This window comes from Paraburkholderia phytofirmans (genome assembly GCF_046028095.1).
Lineage (GTDB): Bacteria > Pseudomonadota > Gammaproteobacteria > Burkholderiales > Burkholderiaceae > Paraburkholderia > Paraburkholderia phytofirmans_A.
In genome coordinates this window covers 678,556-691,753 of the sequence record NZ_JAQQDJ010000001.1, presented here as the reverse complement: position 1 = coordinate 691,753, position 13,198 = coordinate 678,556, and the positions used below count along the sequence as shown (strand labels likewise).

General features: G+C 62.5%; 10 protein-coding genes and 1 pseudogene. 7 read left to right on the top strand and 4 right to left on the bottom strand.

The features are described from left to right. The first annotated feature begins 93 nt into the window (after positions 1 to 93). Positions 94 to 1,065 (top strand): DNA-binding protein YbiB, encoded by a 972-nt coding sequence (ybiB, locus tag PQR54_RS03185; RefSeq protein WP_408244034.1) that lies wholly within the window; start codon positions 94 to 96, stop codon positions 1,063 to 1,065. Between the two features lie 501 nt (positions 1,066 to 1,566). Continuing rightward, a pseudogene (locus PQR54_RS03180) lies at positions 1,567 to 2,610 on the top strand (2-isopropylmalate synthase); the annotation flags it as partial. Positions 2,611 to 2,803: 193 nt separating this feature from the next. On the opposite strand, the gene PQR54_RS03175 reads toward PQR54_RS03180, so the two are convergent. After that, complete coding sequence (locus PQR54_RS03175; RefSeq protein WP_408244033.1) at positions 2,804 to 3,187, bottom strand: nuclear transport factor 2 family protein; 384 nt, start codon at positions 3,185 to 3,187, stop codon at positions 2,804 to 2,806. A 42-nt stretch (positions 3,188 to 3,229) separates the two neighbouring features. Further along, positions 3,230 to 3,793 carry an acyloxyacyl hydrolase gene (locus PQR54_RS03170; RefSeq protein WP_408244032.1) on the bottom strand — a complete coding sequence of 188 codons (564 nt, stop codon included), beginning with the start codon at positions 3,791 to 3,793 and terminating at the stop codon, positions 3,230 to 3,232. Between the two features lie 364 nt (positions 3,794 to 4,157). Between PQR54_RS03170 and rpoH the strand changes: the two genes are divergently transcribed. The 5 genes from rpoH to cydX all read left to right on the top strand — a co-directional run bounded on the left by rpoH (position 4,158) and on the right by cydX (position 8,589). After that, positions 4,158 to 5,093: an RNA polymerase sigma factor RpoH gene (rpoH, locus tag PQR54_RS03165; RefSeq protein ID WP_408244031.1), complete on the top strand. Its 936-nt coding sequence runs from the start codon at positions 4,158 to 4,160 to the stop codon at positions 5,091 to 5,093. Positions 5,094 to 5,429: 336 nt separating this feature from the next. Further along, the gene (cydP, locus tag PQR54_RS03160; RefSeq protein WP_012431632.1) at positions 5,430 to 5,690 is read left to right on the top strand and encodes a cytochrome oxidase putative small subunit CydP; all 261 of its coding nucleotides are present in this window, start codon (positions 5,430 to 5,432) and stop codon (positions 5,688 to 5,690) included. Then, a complete protein-coding gene (locus PQR54_RS03155; protein ID WP_408244030.1) occupies positions 5,680 to 7,272 on the top strand; it encodes a cytochrome ubiquinol oxidase subunit I in 1,593 nt (530 codons plus the stop codon). Before cydP ends, PQR54_RS03155 begins: the two co-directional genes overlap by 11 nt. A 35-nt stretch (positions 7,273 to 7,307) precedes the next feature. Further along, complete coding sequence (gene cydB / locus PQR54_RS03150) at positions 7,308 to 8,444, top strand: cytochrome d ubiquinol oxidase subunit II (protein ID WP_408244029.1); 1,137 nt, start codon at positions 7,308 to 7,310, stop codon at positions 8,442 to 8,444. 28 nt (positions 8,445 to 8,472) lie between these two features. Beyond that, positions 8,473 to 8,589: a cytochrome bd-I oxidase subunit CydX gene (cydX, locus tag PQR54_RS03145; protein WP_408244028.1), complete on the top strand. Its 117-nt coding sequence runs from the start codon at positions 8,473 to 8,475 to the stop codon at positions 8,587 to 8,589. Between the two features lie 131 nt (positions 8,590 to 8,720). Here cydX and nagE read toward each other — a convergent pair whose 3' ends face one another. Together nagE and ptsP are read right to left on the bottom strand one after the other, a co-directional pair. Further along, positions 8,721 to 10,496 carry an N-acetylglucosamine-specific PTS transporter subunit IIBC gene (gene nagE, locus PQR54_RS03140; RefSeq protein ID WP_408244027.1) on the bottom strand — a complete coding sequence of 592 codons (1,776 nt, stop codon included), beginning with the start codon at positions 10,494 to 10,496 and terminating at the stop codon, positions 8,721 to 8,723. 108 nt (positions 10,497 to 10,604) lie between these two features. Further along, on the bottom strand, positions 10,605 to 13,169 hold the full coding sequence (gene ptsP / locus PQR54_RS03135) for a phosphoenolpyruvate--protein phosphotransferase (RefSeq protein WP_408244026.1): 2,565 nt from the start codon (positions 13,167 to 13,169) through the stop codon (positions 10,605 to 10,607). Positions 13,170 to 13,198 lie beyond the last annotated feature (29 nt).

Genomic DNA, 13,198 nt, shown 5'->3' with positions numbered 1-13,198 from the left:
CGCCATAGATGCGATACTCACACTCAACAAAGTCCCTTGAATACCATGGCAAACCGCTTTGAAGCGGCATGCCGACACGTCCCACTGCGCCCGATGACCGACTCCGCCGACACCGCCAATCCCTTCCCCTGCGCCCGCTTCATCAAGGAAATCGGCCGCGGCCCGAACGGCGCCCGCGCGCTGACCGCCGACGATACGCGCGCACTTTACACCGCCATGCTCGACGGCCGCGTGGCCGAACTCGAACTCGGCGCGGTGCTGCTCGCGTACCGCGTGAAGGGCGAAACCGCCGACGAACTCGCCGCGATGCTGGCCGGCGCACATGCGTCGTTCGAGCCGATTCATCTGCCCCACGGCACGTTCCGGCCCGTCTCGATTCCGACCTACAACGGCGCGCGCAAGCAGCCGAATCTGGTGCCGCTGCTCGCCCTGCTGCTCGCGCGTGAAGGTGTGCCGGTGCTGGTGCACGGCGTCACCGAAGATCCAGGCCGCGTGACGAGCGCGGAAATTTTCACGCATCTGCAGATCCCGCATGCGCGATCGCACGCTGATATCGAAGACGGTCTCGCCGAGCACCGCCTTGCGTTTGCTCCAATCGAGGTGCTCGCGCCGAAACTCGCGCGCCTGCTTGCACTGCGCCGGCGCATGGGCGTGCGCAACTCGACGCACACGCTGGTGAAAATCCTGCAACCGTTCGCGCCCGCGGGTTTGCGCCTCGTGAACTATACGCACCCGCCGTATCGCGACAGCCTCACACAACTCTTCAACACGCATCCGGACGCGGCCGCCGGCGGCGCGCTGCTTGCGCGTGGCACTGAAGGCGAAGCGGTAGCCGATACGCGGCGTCAGGTGCAGGTCGACTGGTTGCACGACGGTGTCTGCGAAACACGCGTGCCGCACGAGCGCTCGTCGCCCGATGCGCCGGAAGTGGACTTGCCCGAAGCCAAAGACGCGCCCACGACGGCCTCATGGATCAGCGCCGTATTGCGCGGGGAAGCGCCCGTGCCGAGCGCGATCGAACGGCAGGTGGAACTGATCGTGGACGTCGCAAGAATGCCCGTTTAATGGCCACGGCGTAGGCGCTACGGCGCGCTTGCCGTGGCCCGCCGCGACCCGCGCGGGTTGACACGCCGCAACGCGGCGTCATACATTAGACCCATGCGTTCCCTTCCGAACACCCTCCGAATTACCTCCGGCCGCCTAGCGCGGCCCCTATCGCTACGTCTAGCGTAAGTCAGGCGTAGCGCCGCGCGTTTGGCAACTCAGGTTGCTCACAGCGCGGGCTCTCCAGCAGTTCCGCTGTTCCCGTTGCACCCCCAAAGCGTAGTTCTTCACAACCTGTAGTCGCCTGCATTCGTCCGTTTACCGCGCGGACGAAGCACGAGGATCAAATGCACGTCGCATGGGCTTTATCCACGTCCGTTTTCGCCGTCACGATGACGCCGTTCGTTCGCGCCCGTTCGTTGTTGCCGCTAGCCACCGGCTGGCGGACCGTGCATCCGTGGCAGTCCGCCAACCGCTCCCGGCCACACCCTTTCGCAGACGACCCAACGAACGAGGCTCACCATGTTGCAAAACCCCGCTGAAAAATATCGCCCCTTCCCCGCCGTACGTCTGACCGGCCGCAAATGGCCGAGCCGCACGATCGACCAGGCGCCGGTCTGGATGAGCACCGATCTGCGCGACGGCAATCAGGCGCTGATCGAGCCAATGAACGCCGCGCAAAAGCTCGAGTTCTTCGAGATGCTGGTCGCCATCGGTTTCAAGGAGATCGAGGTCGGCTATCCGTCGGCGTCGCAAACGGATTTCGATTTCGTCCGCAAGCTGATCGAGGAAAAGCGCATTCCCGACGACGTCACCATCGAGGTGTTCATGCCGTCGCGGGCGGAACTGATTGCGCGCACGTTCGAGGCGCTGGATGGCGCGCCGCGCGCCATCGTGCATCTGTACAACGCGATCTGCCCGTCGTTCCGGCGAATCGTGTTCAATCAGTCGAAGGCCGAGATCAAGGCGCTGGCCGTGCAAGGCACGCAAATCATCAAGGAGCATGCGCAGGCGCGGCCCGGCACGCACTGGACTTTCCAGTACTCGCCGGAAACCTTCAATACCACCGAATTGCCGTTTGCACGCGAGGTGTGCGACGCGGTCGCGCAGACGTGGCGGCCCACGCGCGATCACAAAATGATCGTCAACCTGCCCGCGAGCGTGGAGGCGGCGACACCGAATGTTTTCGCCGATCAGATCGAATGGATGCACCGCAATCTCGGTTATCGCGACAGCATCGTGCTGTCGGTGCATCCGCATAACGATCGGGGCACCGCGGTAGCTGCCGCGGAGCTGGCGCTGCTGGCAGGCGCGGACCGTGTCGAAGGCTGCCTGTTCGGCAACGGCGAGCGGACCGGCAACGTCGATCTCGTCGCGCTGGCGATGAATCTGGCTACGCAAGGCGTCGATATTGGGCTCGACTTCTCGGATATGGAGGCGGTTCGGCGCGTGGTGGAGCGCTGCAATCAGTTGCCGGTGCATCCGCGGCATCCGTATGCGGGCGAGGCGGTGATGCGGGCGACGAACGCGGAGCGACAAGGCGTCGCGGCACAAGAGCCCATAGCGGCTGAAATTGGCGTGGCGGATCGTCGCGAATGGAGCGGTGTGGATCAGGAGAGCGTCGCAGCCTGAGAATCAGGCCGAGGTGACGCAAAACGACGCAAGCACGACGCACAAGCGCGCTACCCGAGCGCTAGCGTCAACCGGAGCGGCCCGCTCACAAGGCGCGGCCGGCCCGGACGGCGTGAGCTCAAAAGGCTCACTCGATTGCGCAACGCGTGGCCTGCCAGGCAATCAGGCGCCAATTGCCGTCTTCCAACGTATGAATCGCCGTATAGGCGATCGGAAACAGCAGCGCTCCGTTGTTCGCTTCCATTTCAATCAGCGCGCGCCCAGTCACCACGCAGGTCTCGCGCCCGACCGGCAGCACCTCTTGCGACTGGATCTCGATCTGCCGATAGCGGCGGCGGCCCGCGGTAATCCCATCGATAAACTGCCGTTTCGTCTCCCGTTTGCCGTTCGTGTGAACGTAGCTCACGTTGTCCGCGAGCAGGGTATCGAGCGATGGTCCGTCGCCGTCGACCATCGCACGAAAGCGCTCTCGCTCGAGCTCGCGAACCGCTTCGATTATCTTTGCCGCCATCGCTCAGCCCCTCGCACCGGTGAGCCGACGTGGCCACGGTTGTCAGAAGTTATATTGCAGATATAGCTGGTGGAAATTTATACCAGGATTCGGCTCTTTGATACCGCCATTGGAAACATGCTGGAAGCGGTAGCCCGCCTGGTACTGCTGGTGGCTGCCGAACTGCACGCCCACGCCGGCTGTCGGCGTAAATTGGAACGCCGTGGCATAGGTGTAGTCTGAAGAGATGCGGGCATGCGTAAGAAGCCGCACGCCGGCGCCCGCTTCCACGAACGGACGGATCGAGCCCGTGCCGCGAATGAAGCGGATAAACGGCGTCACGCCGAATTCGCCGATATTGCGGTGCTCGTCACTTTCGTCGGTGTGCCACCAGGCCACGTGCGCTTCGCCGATCAGCGCGAAATGCCAGTCGCCGATTTGCCACCAGGTCAGATTGGGGTCCCAGACCACCCCCAGATCGAGCTTCCGTACGTGATGGTCGCCAAGACCGCCAGCAACCTGCACGCCCCACTGATCGGCCGACGCCAATCCCGAAGCCCCCAACATCAACGATCCGGCGAAGATTTTTAGAGCCAGACCACGCAAAGCATTCTTTTTGTTGTTCATCTAACACCCGAGCTCCGTCGAACGTTGAACAATCTGTAACTGTTTTGCGTATTCTAAGGTCAATCTCAATTTGGTGGATCGTATGAAGAAAGCCGAATTTCCGCAATTAGTCACTGCAAAATTGGCAAAAGTCGGGCATTTATGACGGTGAAGGCGATTCGTTAGGTAAATACTACGCGTCCCCTTGAAAATACCGAGGGAGGTGTCTAATGGCTATTGAAACGTGAATTTCAATAGGAATTTACGGAACTCGGATGCCCCTACGTCCTCTAAGTATTAGCACTCGGCAAATCAGAGTGCTAACATCCAACGCTGGAGTCGTTACCTGAATACGCTTTTGTCTGATTCCAAAGGAGTTTCCTACGTGAGCCATGCAATGACCCTTCCGAGTACTTTGAGCCCGTCGTCGGCTAAGGCCGCTTCGGCAGGTGCGCTGGCGCTCTCGCATTCCTCGCTGCTGCCCGGTCAACTGGGCAATATCGACGCCTACATCCAGGCCGTTAATCGGATTCCGATGCTGACGCCGGCGGAAGAACGCCAGTTCGCCACCGAATTTCGCGAGCAGGACAACCTCGAGTCCGCGCGCCGTCTCGTGCTGTCGCATTTGCGGCTGGTCGTTTCGATCGCGCGCAACTATCTGGGTTATGGACTGCCGCACGCCGACCTGATCCAGGAAGGCAACATCGGTCTGATGAAGGCCGTGAAGCGCTTCGATCCGGAGCAGAACGTGCGCCTCGTGTCGTACGCCATGCACTGGATCAAGGCTGAGATCCATGAATACATTCTGCGCAACTGGCGGATGGTGAAGGTCGCCACCACCAAGGCGCAGCGCAAGCTGTTCTTCAATCTGCGCAGCCACAAGCAAGGGCTGGGCGCGTTCACGCCAGACCAGATCGACGATCTGGCCAAAGAATTGAACGTGAAGCGCGAAGAAGTCTCCGAAATGGAAACGCGCCTCTCCGGTGGCGACATCGCGCTGGAAGGTCAGGTCGAAGACGGTGAAGAAGCGTACGCGCCGATCGCTTATCTGGCCGACTCGCATAGCGAACCGACTGCCGTGCTGGCTTCGCGTCAGCGCGACAGGCTGCAAAGCGACGGTATCGCGAGCGCGCTGGACGCACTCGACGCCCGCAGCCGCCGCATCATCGAGGCACGCTGGCTGAAGGTGGAAGACGACGGTTCGGGCGGCTCCACGCTGCACGAACTGGCCGACGAGTTCGGCGTGTCGGCCGAACGTATTCGCCAGATCGAGGCCAGCGCAATGAAGAAAATGCGCGGCGCGCTCACTGAATACGCTTAACACTTGAAGATTGTCAGCATGCCGGTTCGCCCGGCGCGGCAGCAAAGCCGCCAAACCCCGCCCTCGCAAGACGGCGGGGTTTTTTTCGCCCACGCCGCGGCGTTTTCACGCACACGCGCATTGACGCAAGAACATGAGCGCGGCAAACGCGTTTCTTGACGTATCACAAACCAGATAGCAATACTGCTTGAACGGGCCAAGTCTCGCGACCCAATGCCGCAGCGCCGAGCGGTTGCGCGCGAGGATCTAGTCCTAGAATCGGGATGCACTCGTCAGACAGCTCAGGCGGCCTGGCGCCAACCGGATTCACCGGTGTGAAGTTGCCTTCTACCGATCATGACCCTAGTCCTCAATCGCAAAACCACTCGCCGCCGGAGCCTGCGCCAACGGTTCCACGGCTGGGTGCGCGGTCCGACGCTGGCGCGGGATATCGCCATCGTCCTCGCCATCAAATTCGTACTGCTGATGGCGCTCAAATACACATTCTTCAATCATCCGCAGGCGGAGCACATGTCGCTCCCGCCTGAGCAAGTCGCGCAGGCGCTGTTGTCCGTGCCTGCCTCGCATCCGTCCCAAGGTGATCAACATGCCCGTTAGCGAAGTCGTAGAACTGTCGCGCCTCCAGTTCGCCATCACCGCGCTTTACCACTTTCTGTTCGTCCCGCTCACGCTCGGCCTGTCCTGGTTGCTCGTCATCATGGAGTCGGTCTATGTGATGACCGGCAAGCAGATCTACAAGGACATGACCCAGTTCTGGGGCAAGCTGTTCGGCATCAACTTTGCGATGGGCGTGACCACCGGCCTCACGCTGGAATTCCAGTTCGGCACCAACTGGTCGTACTACTCGCACTATGTCGGCGACATTTTCGGCGTGCCGCTCGCGGTGGAAGGCCTGATGGCGTTCTTCCTCGAATCGACCTTCGTCGGGTTGTTCTTCTTCGGCTGGAAGCGGCTCTCGAAGGTCCAGCACGTGTTCGTCACATTTCTCGTCGCGCTCGGCTCGAACCTCTCGGCGCTGTGGATTCTGGTGGCCAATGGCTGGATGAACAATCCGGTCGGCGCGACCTTCAACTACCAGACCATGCGCATGGAGCTCGACAGCATCTTCTCCGTGCTGTTCAATCCGGTCGCGCAGGTCAAGTTCGTGCATACCGTGTCGGCTGGTTACGTGACTGCGTCGATGTTCGTGCTCGGCGTGTCGTCGTGGTATCTGCTGAAGCGCCGCGACACTGAATTTGCGTTGCGCTCGTTCGCGATTGCCGCCGGTTTCGGTTTGGCATCCACGTTGTGCGTGATCGTGCTCGGCGACGAATCCGGCTACCGCACCGGCGAAGTCCAACAAGTCAAACTCGCCGCTATCGAATCCGAATGGGAAACCGCGCCCGCCCCGGCTCCGTTCACGATCATCGGGATTCCGAATCAGAAGGAAGAACGCACCGATTACGCCATCAAGATTCCGTACGCGCTCGGCCTGATCGCCACACGTTCACTCGATGAACCCGTGGTCGGTCTGAAGGATTTGATGGCGCGCAACGAGGTGCGTATCAAGAACGGCATGCTGGCCTACGCCGCCCTGCAGAAGCTGAAACAAGGCGACATCACCGACGAAGCCAAAGCCGCCTTCGACGCGCACAAGCAGGATCTAGGCTACGGCCTGATGCTCAAGCAGTTCACCGCGAATGTCACCGACGCCACGCCGGATCAGATCACCCAGGCCGCGAAGAAAACAATCCCGCCGGTAGCGCCCGTGTTCTTCTCGTTCCGGTTGATGGTAGGCCTCGGCATCCTGTTCCTCGCCACCTTCGTGCTGGCGTTCTGGTTCTGCGCGCAACGCTCGCTGTTGCTGGAGAAGCGCCGCTGGTTCCTGCGCTGGGCCGTGTGGGCAATTCCGCTGCCCTGGCTCGCGGCGGAGTTCGGCTGGATCGTCGCTGAAGTCGGCCGTCAGCCGTGGACCATTGCAGGCATCCTGCCGACCAACCTGTCGGCTTCGAGCCTGACGCCGAATGACCTGTATCTGAGTATCGCGGGCTTCGTGGTGTTCTACACGGTGCTGTTCATCATCGAAATCATGCTGATGTTCAAGTACGCGCGGCTCGGGCCTTCGTCGCTGCACACGGGCCGCTATCACCACGAACAACAGCCGCTGAATCAGCCGCTGCCGACCAATACGGCCGCATGATTCGCCGCCACTGAGTTTCAAGGGAAAAGATCATCATGGATTACGCAACCCTCAAACTGATCTGGTGGGTGCTGATCGGCGTGCTGCTGATCGGCTTCGCGCTCACCGACGGCTTCGACATGGGCGCGGCGATTCTGCTGCCGTTCATCGGCAAGACCGACGCCGAGCGGCGCATCGTCGTGAACACGGTGGGCGCGACGTGGGAAGGCAATCAGGTCTGGCTCATCACGGCGGGCGGCGCAATGTTCGCCGCGTGGCCGCTGGTGTACGCGGCGTCGTTCTCCGGCTTTTATTTCGCCATGCTGCTGGTGCTGTTCGCACTGTTCTTCCGGCCGGTCGGCTTCGACTATCGCGGCAAACGCGAAGACCCGCGCTGGCGTACGGCATGGGACTGGGCGTTGTTCGTCGGCGGTTTCGTGCCGGCACTGGTGTTCGGCGTCGCGTTCGGCAACCTGCTGCAAGGCGTGCCGTTCTCGTTCGATACCGACCTGCGCGTCACCTATCACGGCGGCTTCTTCGAGTTGCTCAACCCGTTCGCGGTGTTGTGCGGCCTCGTCAGCGTCTCGATGCTGGCCGCGCACGGCGCCGCCTTCGTCAAGATGAAAGCGGACGACATTGTCGCCGAACGCGCTTCGCTGGCGCTTCGAATTGCGTCATTCGCGACCGTGGTGCTGTTCCTGATTGCCGGCGCGCTGATCGCCACGATGATCGGCGGCTATCAGGTGATCGACGCCCCGCCGCTCGACACGGTCGCCAATCCGTTGATGAAAAACGTGATCGGCGCACCGGGGCTGTGGCTGACCAACTACGCGAACTATCCGTGGATGGTGAGCGCGCCGGTAGCGGGTCTCGTGGGCGGCGTGCTGGCCACCTTGCTCGCACGCTCACGATTTGAAAAGAGCGCGTTTCTGTCGACCTCGCTGATGATCATCGGCGTGATTCTGACGGCGGGCTTCTCGATGTTTCCGTTCATCATGCCCTCCTCGCTCGACGGCCGCAGCAGCCTCACCGTGTGGGATTCGACCTCGAGCCGCATGACGCTGCAGATCATGCTGATCGCCGTGATCATTTTCCTGCCGATCATCCTGATCTACACGAGTTGGGTGTATCGCGTGATGCGCGGCAAGGTGACCGCCGCGGCGCTCGAAGAAAATCACCATACGATGTATTGACCGGCTATAGGCTCAACAGGAGTTTGCGATGTGGTATTTCAGTTGGATTCTCGGGATCGGCGTGGCGTTGGCGTTCGGCATAATCAACGTGATGTGGCTGGAGTCGCGCCAGGCGTCGGCAATAAGCACGCAGAAGAAACACTAGGACTGCATCTGTCGGCTAACACCGGCCGGTAAACAGAAAAGCGGGACCTTGAATGATTCAAGGTCCCGCTTTTTTATTGCAGCGTAAGCAAATGCGAAGCGGCGCGAGCCGCTCCTTCGTTCAGCAATGCGTCATGCAGGCAAAGGCGTTGCACCGCCGCTTTGCGTCGTGCGAGTCGCCAGCTTGTCAGCGTAGCGTTGCGCTGCGTCGCCGACGACGATGTGGAACGTGTCAGCAGAAATCCATGCCGTATCGAGCGTCGCGAGACGTTGACGATCGACCGCCGACGGATCGCGCACGACGATGCGCAAACGCGTCGCCGCGATCGCATCCAGCGACACCACGTTGCCCGCGCCACCGAACACGGCGAGCCAGCGCAGCGGATCGGGGTCGAGCGGACCGCTGCCTTGAGCACCCGAGCCCGCAACTGGCGCAGCCGCTACAACCTGAGCCGGAGCAGCAGCCACCGGCTTCACCGCATCACCACCACCTTGCGCGATCACCGTGCGGATTTCGTCCGCGATGATGTCCGCTTCCGGTCCGATGATCACCTGCACATTGGTCGAGCCGCGCTTGAGCACGCCACGCGCGCCGATCGTCTTCAGCTCGTTTTCGGAGACTTTATTCGAATCGACCACCGACAAACGCAGACGCGTCGTGCAAGCATCCACCACTGACAGATTCGACGCGCCGCCCAGCGCAGCGATATAACGCTGTGCACGCGGCACAGCCGCACCGGCGACCGGCGAAACAAAACCACCCGCGGCAAACGAGTCGACCTGTTCATCGGCAGCAGCGGGTTCGCGGCCCGGCGTCGCCATATTGAACTTGCGGATGAAGAAGCGGAACAAACCGTAGTACACCACCATGTAGACGAGGCCGATCGGGATCGCCCACCAGCCGCGAGTCGACAGGCCGTAGTTCAACACGTAGTCGATCGCACCTGCGGAGAACGTGAAGCCGAGGTGAATGCCGAGCGCCGAACAGATGGCGAGCGAGATGCCCGTCAACAACGCGTGGATCACGTACAGCACCGGCGCGAGGAACATGAAGCTGAATTCGATCGGCTCGGTCACGCCCGTCAGGAACGAGGTCAACGCCATCGAGAACAGCAAACCGCCCACCACCGCGCGGCGCTCCTTCGGTGCTTCATGGAACATCGCCAGACACGCGGCCGGCAGGCCGAACATCATGACCGGGAAGAAGCCCGTCATGAAGGTGCCCGCAGTCGGATCGCCCGCGAAGAAGCGATGCAGGTCACCCGTCACCGCAGCGCCGCCCGGCGGCGTGAACGTGCCGAACACGAACCACGTCAGCGAATTGAGGATGTGATGCAAACCCGTGACGAGCAGCAAGCGGTTCAACACGCCGAACACGAATGCGCCGAGCGCGCCCGCGGTAGTCAGCCAGTGGCCGGCCGTATCGATCACGGCTTGGACCGGTTGCCACACGTAGCCGAACGCTATGCCGAGCACGAGGCAGACCACCCCCGTGACAATCGGCACGAAGCGTTTCCCTCCGAAGAACGCGAGGTAGTCGGGCAGCTTGATGTCTTTGTACCGGTTGTACAGCAAGCCCGCGACGATACCCGCCACGATCCCGGACAACACGCCCATGTTGAGCTTGTCGTTAATGTCCTTCATCACCGCGACTTCGATCAGATAGCCGATCGCACCCGCCAGACCCGCCACGCCGTTATTGTCTTTCGCGAAGCCGACCGCCACGCCGATCGCGAACAGCAGCGGCAGGTTGTCGAAAATCGCGCCGCCGGCGTCGGCGATCATCTTGATGTTGAACACATCGGGTTGGCCGAGGCGCAGCAGCAGGCCGGCAACCGGCAGCACCGCAATCGGCAGCATCAGCGCGCGTCCCAGGCGCTGAATCTTCAGAAACGGATTCCCATCCATTGATACCTCCAATCCTTGTCTCTTGTTGAACGCCGTTTTGAAGGGCGTCGTTGAGTTTTGTACCTATGAGTGATGATCGAGCGAAGCTGGCTGCGGACCGTGTGGGGTTCAGTCCAAAGGCCAGGTTTCGCGGCTTGCTGCTCTTACCGCCTGCGCCGATTCGAGCGCCAGGGCATCCTGGGCGCGTTGACGGCACAGCTGATAATCGAGGTTGCGCACCCGCGCCTTGATGCCCGGCACCGAGACCGGATCCACCGAAAGCTCGGTTACGCCGAGGCCGACGAGCAGCGGCATGGCGAGCGGATCGCCCGCCAATGCGCCGCACACGCCGACCCACTTGCCGTGCTTGCTCGCGCCTTGCACAGTCGCTGCGATCAGGCGCAGCACAGCCGGATGCAAGCCGTCCGCTTGCGCGGCGAGGTCGGCCTGGCAACGGTCCATGGCGAGTGTGTATTGCGTCAGATCGTTGGTGCCGATCGAGAGGAAATCTGCGTGTTGCGCCAGTTGATCGGCCAGCAACGCCGCCGACGGCACTTCGATCATCACGCCGACTTCGATCGGTTCCGTCCGGCCCACCTCGCGCGCGAATTCGTCGATACGCTTACGGATGCGGATCAATTCGCCGACGTCGGTCACCATCGGCAGCAGGATGCGCACGGCGCCGAGCGGCTGCACCGCCAGCAGGCCGCGCAACTGATCGTCGAGCAGATCCGGGCGCACTTGCGCGAGACGGATGCCGCGCAAGCCGAGCGCGGGATTCGGTTCGGGCGGCAGCGTCAGATAGTCGACTTCCTTGTCCGCGCCGACATCCAGCGTGCGGATGATCGCGGTGCGGCCGCTCAATGCATCGACGATTGCCTGGTAGCTCTGACGATGTTCGTCCGTGGTCGGCGCAGCGGCGCGGTGAATGAACAACAGTTCGGTGCGCAACAGGCCCACGGAATCTGCGCCGTTTTCGACGGCGGTTTTCGCGTCGTCGAGCGTGGCGATGTTCGCGGCGACTTCGATCGCGCGGCCATCGGACGTGACTGCCGCTTGCTGCGATGTGCGGCGGTTCGATTCGCGCACATCGGCCAAACGCGTGCGCTCCAGACGCGCGCGTTCGACGTCGAGTTCGGTCGGTGCGAATTCGAGGCGGCCGGTCGTGGCGTTCACCACCACTTGCGTGCCTTCGGGGATCGCATGCAACGCGTCGCCGACTGCCACCAGCGCGGGAATGCCCGCCTGACGCGCGAGAATCGCCGCGTGCGAGGTCGCGCCGCCGCGTGCCATCACCAATGCCGTGACGCGCGAGCGATCCAGCGTGGACAGATCGGACGGCGTGAACTCTTCAGCCGCGAGCACAGCTTCTTCGGGCAGCGTGCGCGCCGTTGCACTCGTATAACCGAGTGCGCGCAGCACGCGCTTCTCGATGTCGCGCAGATCGGCGGCACGTTCCGCAAGCAACGCGTCTTCGATATTCGTCAGGATGGCGATCTGTGCGCGGATCGCTTCGCGCCACGCAAAGCCGGCGCTCTTGCCGAGGCTGATCAGATCGCGCGCGGCGTCGAGCAGCGTCGGATCTTCGAGCAGCACCCGATGCACCGAGAAAATACCCGCTTCGCCAACTGCGCCGCGTTGCGAGGCGTCACGCACCGTCGTGTCGAGGTCCGCATCGACGGTGGCAATCGCCTTGTCGAGCAAACGGCTTTCCGCGGCCGACGTGCCGTTGGCCTTTTCGGGCGGATCGATGTCCGCGTCGTCCCAGCGCACCAGCTTGCCGACCGCAACGCCCGGCGCCGCGCAGACGCCGGCGAGCGTATTCGGTGCAAGCGTCTCGCCCGCCGGACGGGCGACGGCTTGCGGCGCGGGCGAGCTTTGACGTGCCGGCTTTTCTTCGACTTCGCCGTGCGCTTCGCGTGTCAGTTCGTTAGCAATTGCAGCCACGGCGGCCGCGGCTTGCGGACCCACTCCGAGCAACTCGATGGTCGCGCCTTCTCCAGCGCCGAGGCCAAGCAAACCGACCACGCTTTCGATCGCGGCCTTGCGTCCTTCGTAACGCACCTCGACGCGTGCATCAAAGCCGCGCGCCGCTTCACGGGCGCGTGCCGCCGGACGCGCATGCAGACCACCTGCGTGAACCAGCGTGACTTGCTGACGGGCTTCTTCCGTCACGTTCGTTGCACTCGCCTGGCGCGACGCCTCGGCGGCCACGCCGCCACGCGCGCGCAGCACCAGCAGCGGTGTTTCCCCCGCCTTCAGCAAGCCGCCCTGCACGCGTTCGACGATCTCGAACGCGTCCGAATTGGCAATCGCGATCACCGACACGAGGCTCGGCGCATTCAGCGCGACCTGATCCTGATCGAACTCGATCAGCACGTCGCCGGCGCGTACATGAGCGCCTTGAGCGACCATCGGCGCAAAACCCTTGCCGTTCAGTTCGACCGTATCGATACCGATATGCAGCAGAATCTCGGCGCCTTCAGCGGTGGCCAGCGTCAGGGCGTGACCGGTGCGCGCGAGATGGGTGACAGTACCGTCGCACGGCGCGACGAGTCGGCCCTCGAGCGGATCGACGCCGATACCGTCGCCGAACATGCCGCCCGAAAACACGGGGTCGGGCACGTTCGCGAGCGGCACGACCGGACCGGTCATGGGCGCGAGCAAAACAATATGGCCTTCAGAATGGCTCATCAAGCGGGACTCCTCGACACGTCGCATCT

Bases quoted from the DNA above. Each gene is read 5' to 3' on its own strand.
- PQR54_RS03175 (WP_408244033.1), bottom strand. From the start codon at position 3,187: ATGGCGGCAAAGATAATCGAAGCGGTTCGCGAGCTCGAGCGAGAGCGC.
- PQR54_RS03170 (WP_408244032.1), bottom strand. From the start codon at position 3,793: ATGAACAACAAAAAGAATGCTTTGCGTGGTCTGGCTCTAAAAATCTTC.
- ybiB (WP_408244034.1), top strand. From the start codon at position 94: ATGACCGACTCCGCCGACACCGCCAATCCCTTCCCCTGCGCCCGCTTC.
- ptsP (WP_408244026.1), bottom strand. From the start codon at position 13,169: ATGAGCCATTCTGAAGGCCATATTGTTTTGCTCGCGCCCATGACCGGT.
- cydX (WP_408244028.1), top strand. From the start codon at position 8,473: ATGTGGTATTTCAGTTGGATTCTCGGGATCGGCGTGGCGTTGGCGTTC.
- cydP (WP_012431632.1), top strand. From the start codon at position 5,430: ATGACCCTAGTCCTCAATCGCAAAACCACTCGCCGCCGGAGCCTGCGC.
- PQR54_RS03155 (WP_408244030.1), top strand. From the start codon at position 5,680: ATGCCCGTTAGCGAAGTCGTAGAACTGTCGCGCCTCCAGTTCGCCATC.
- nagE (WP_408244027.1), bottom strand. From the start codon at position 10,496: ATGGATGGGAATCCGTTTCTGAAGATTCAGCGCCTGGGACGCGCGCTG.
- cydB (WP_408244029.1), top strand. From the start codon at position 7,308: ATGGATTACGCAACCCTCAAACTGATCTGGTGGGTGCTGATCGGCGTG.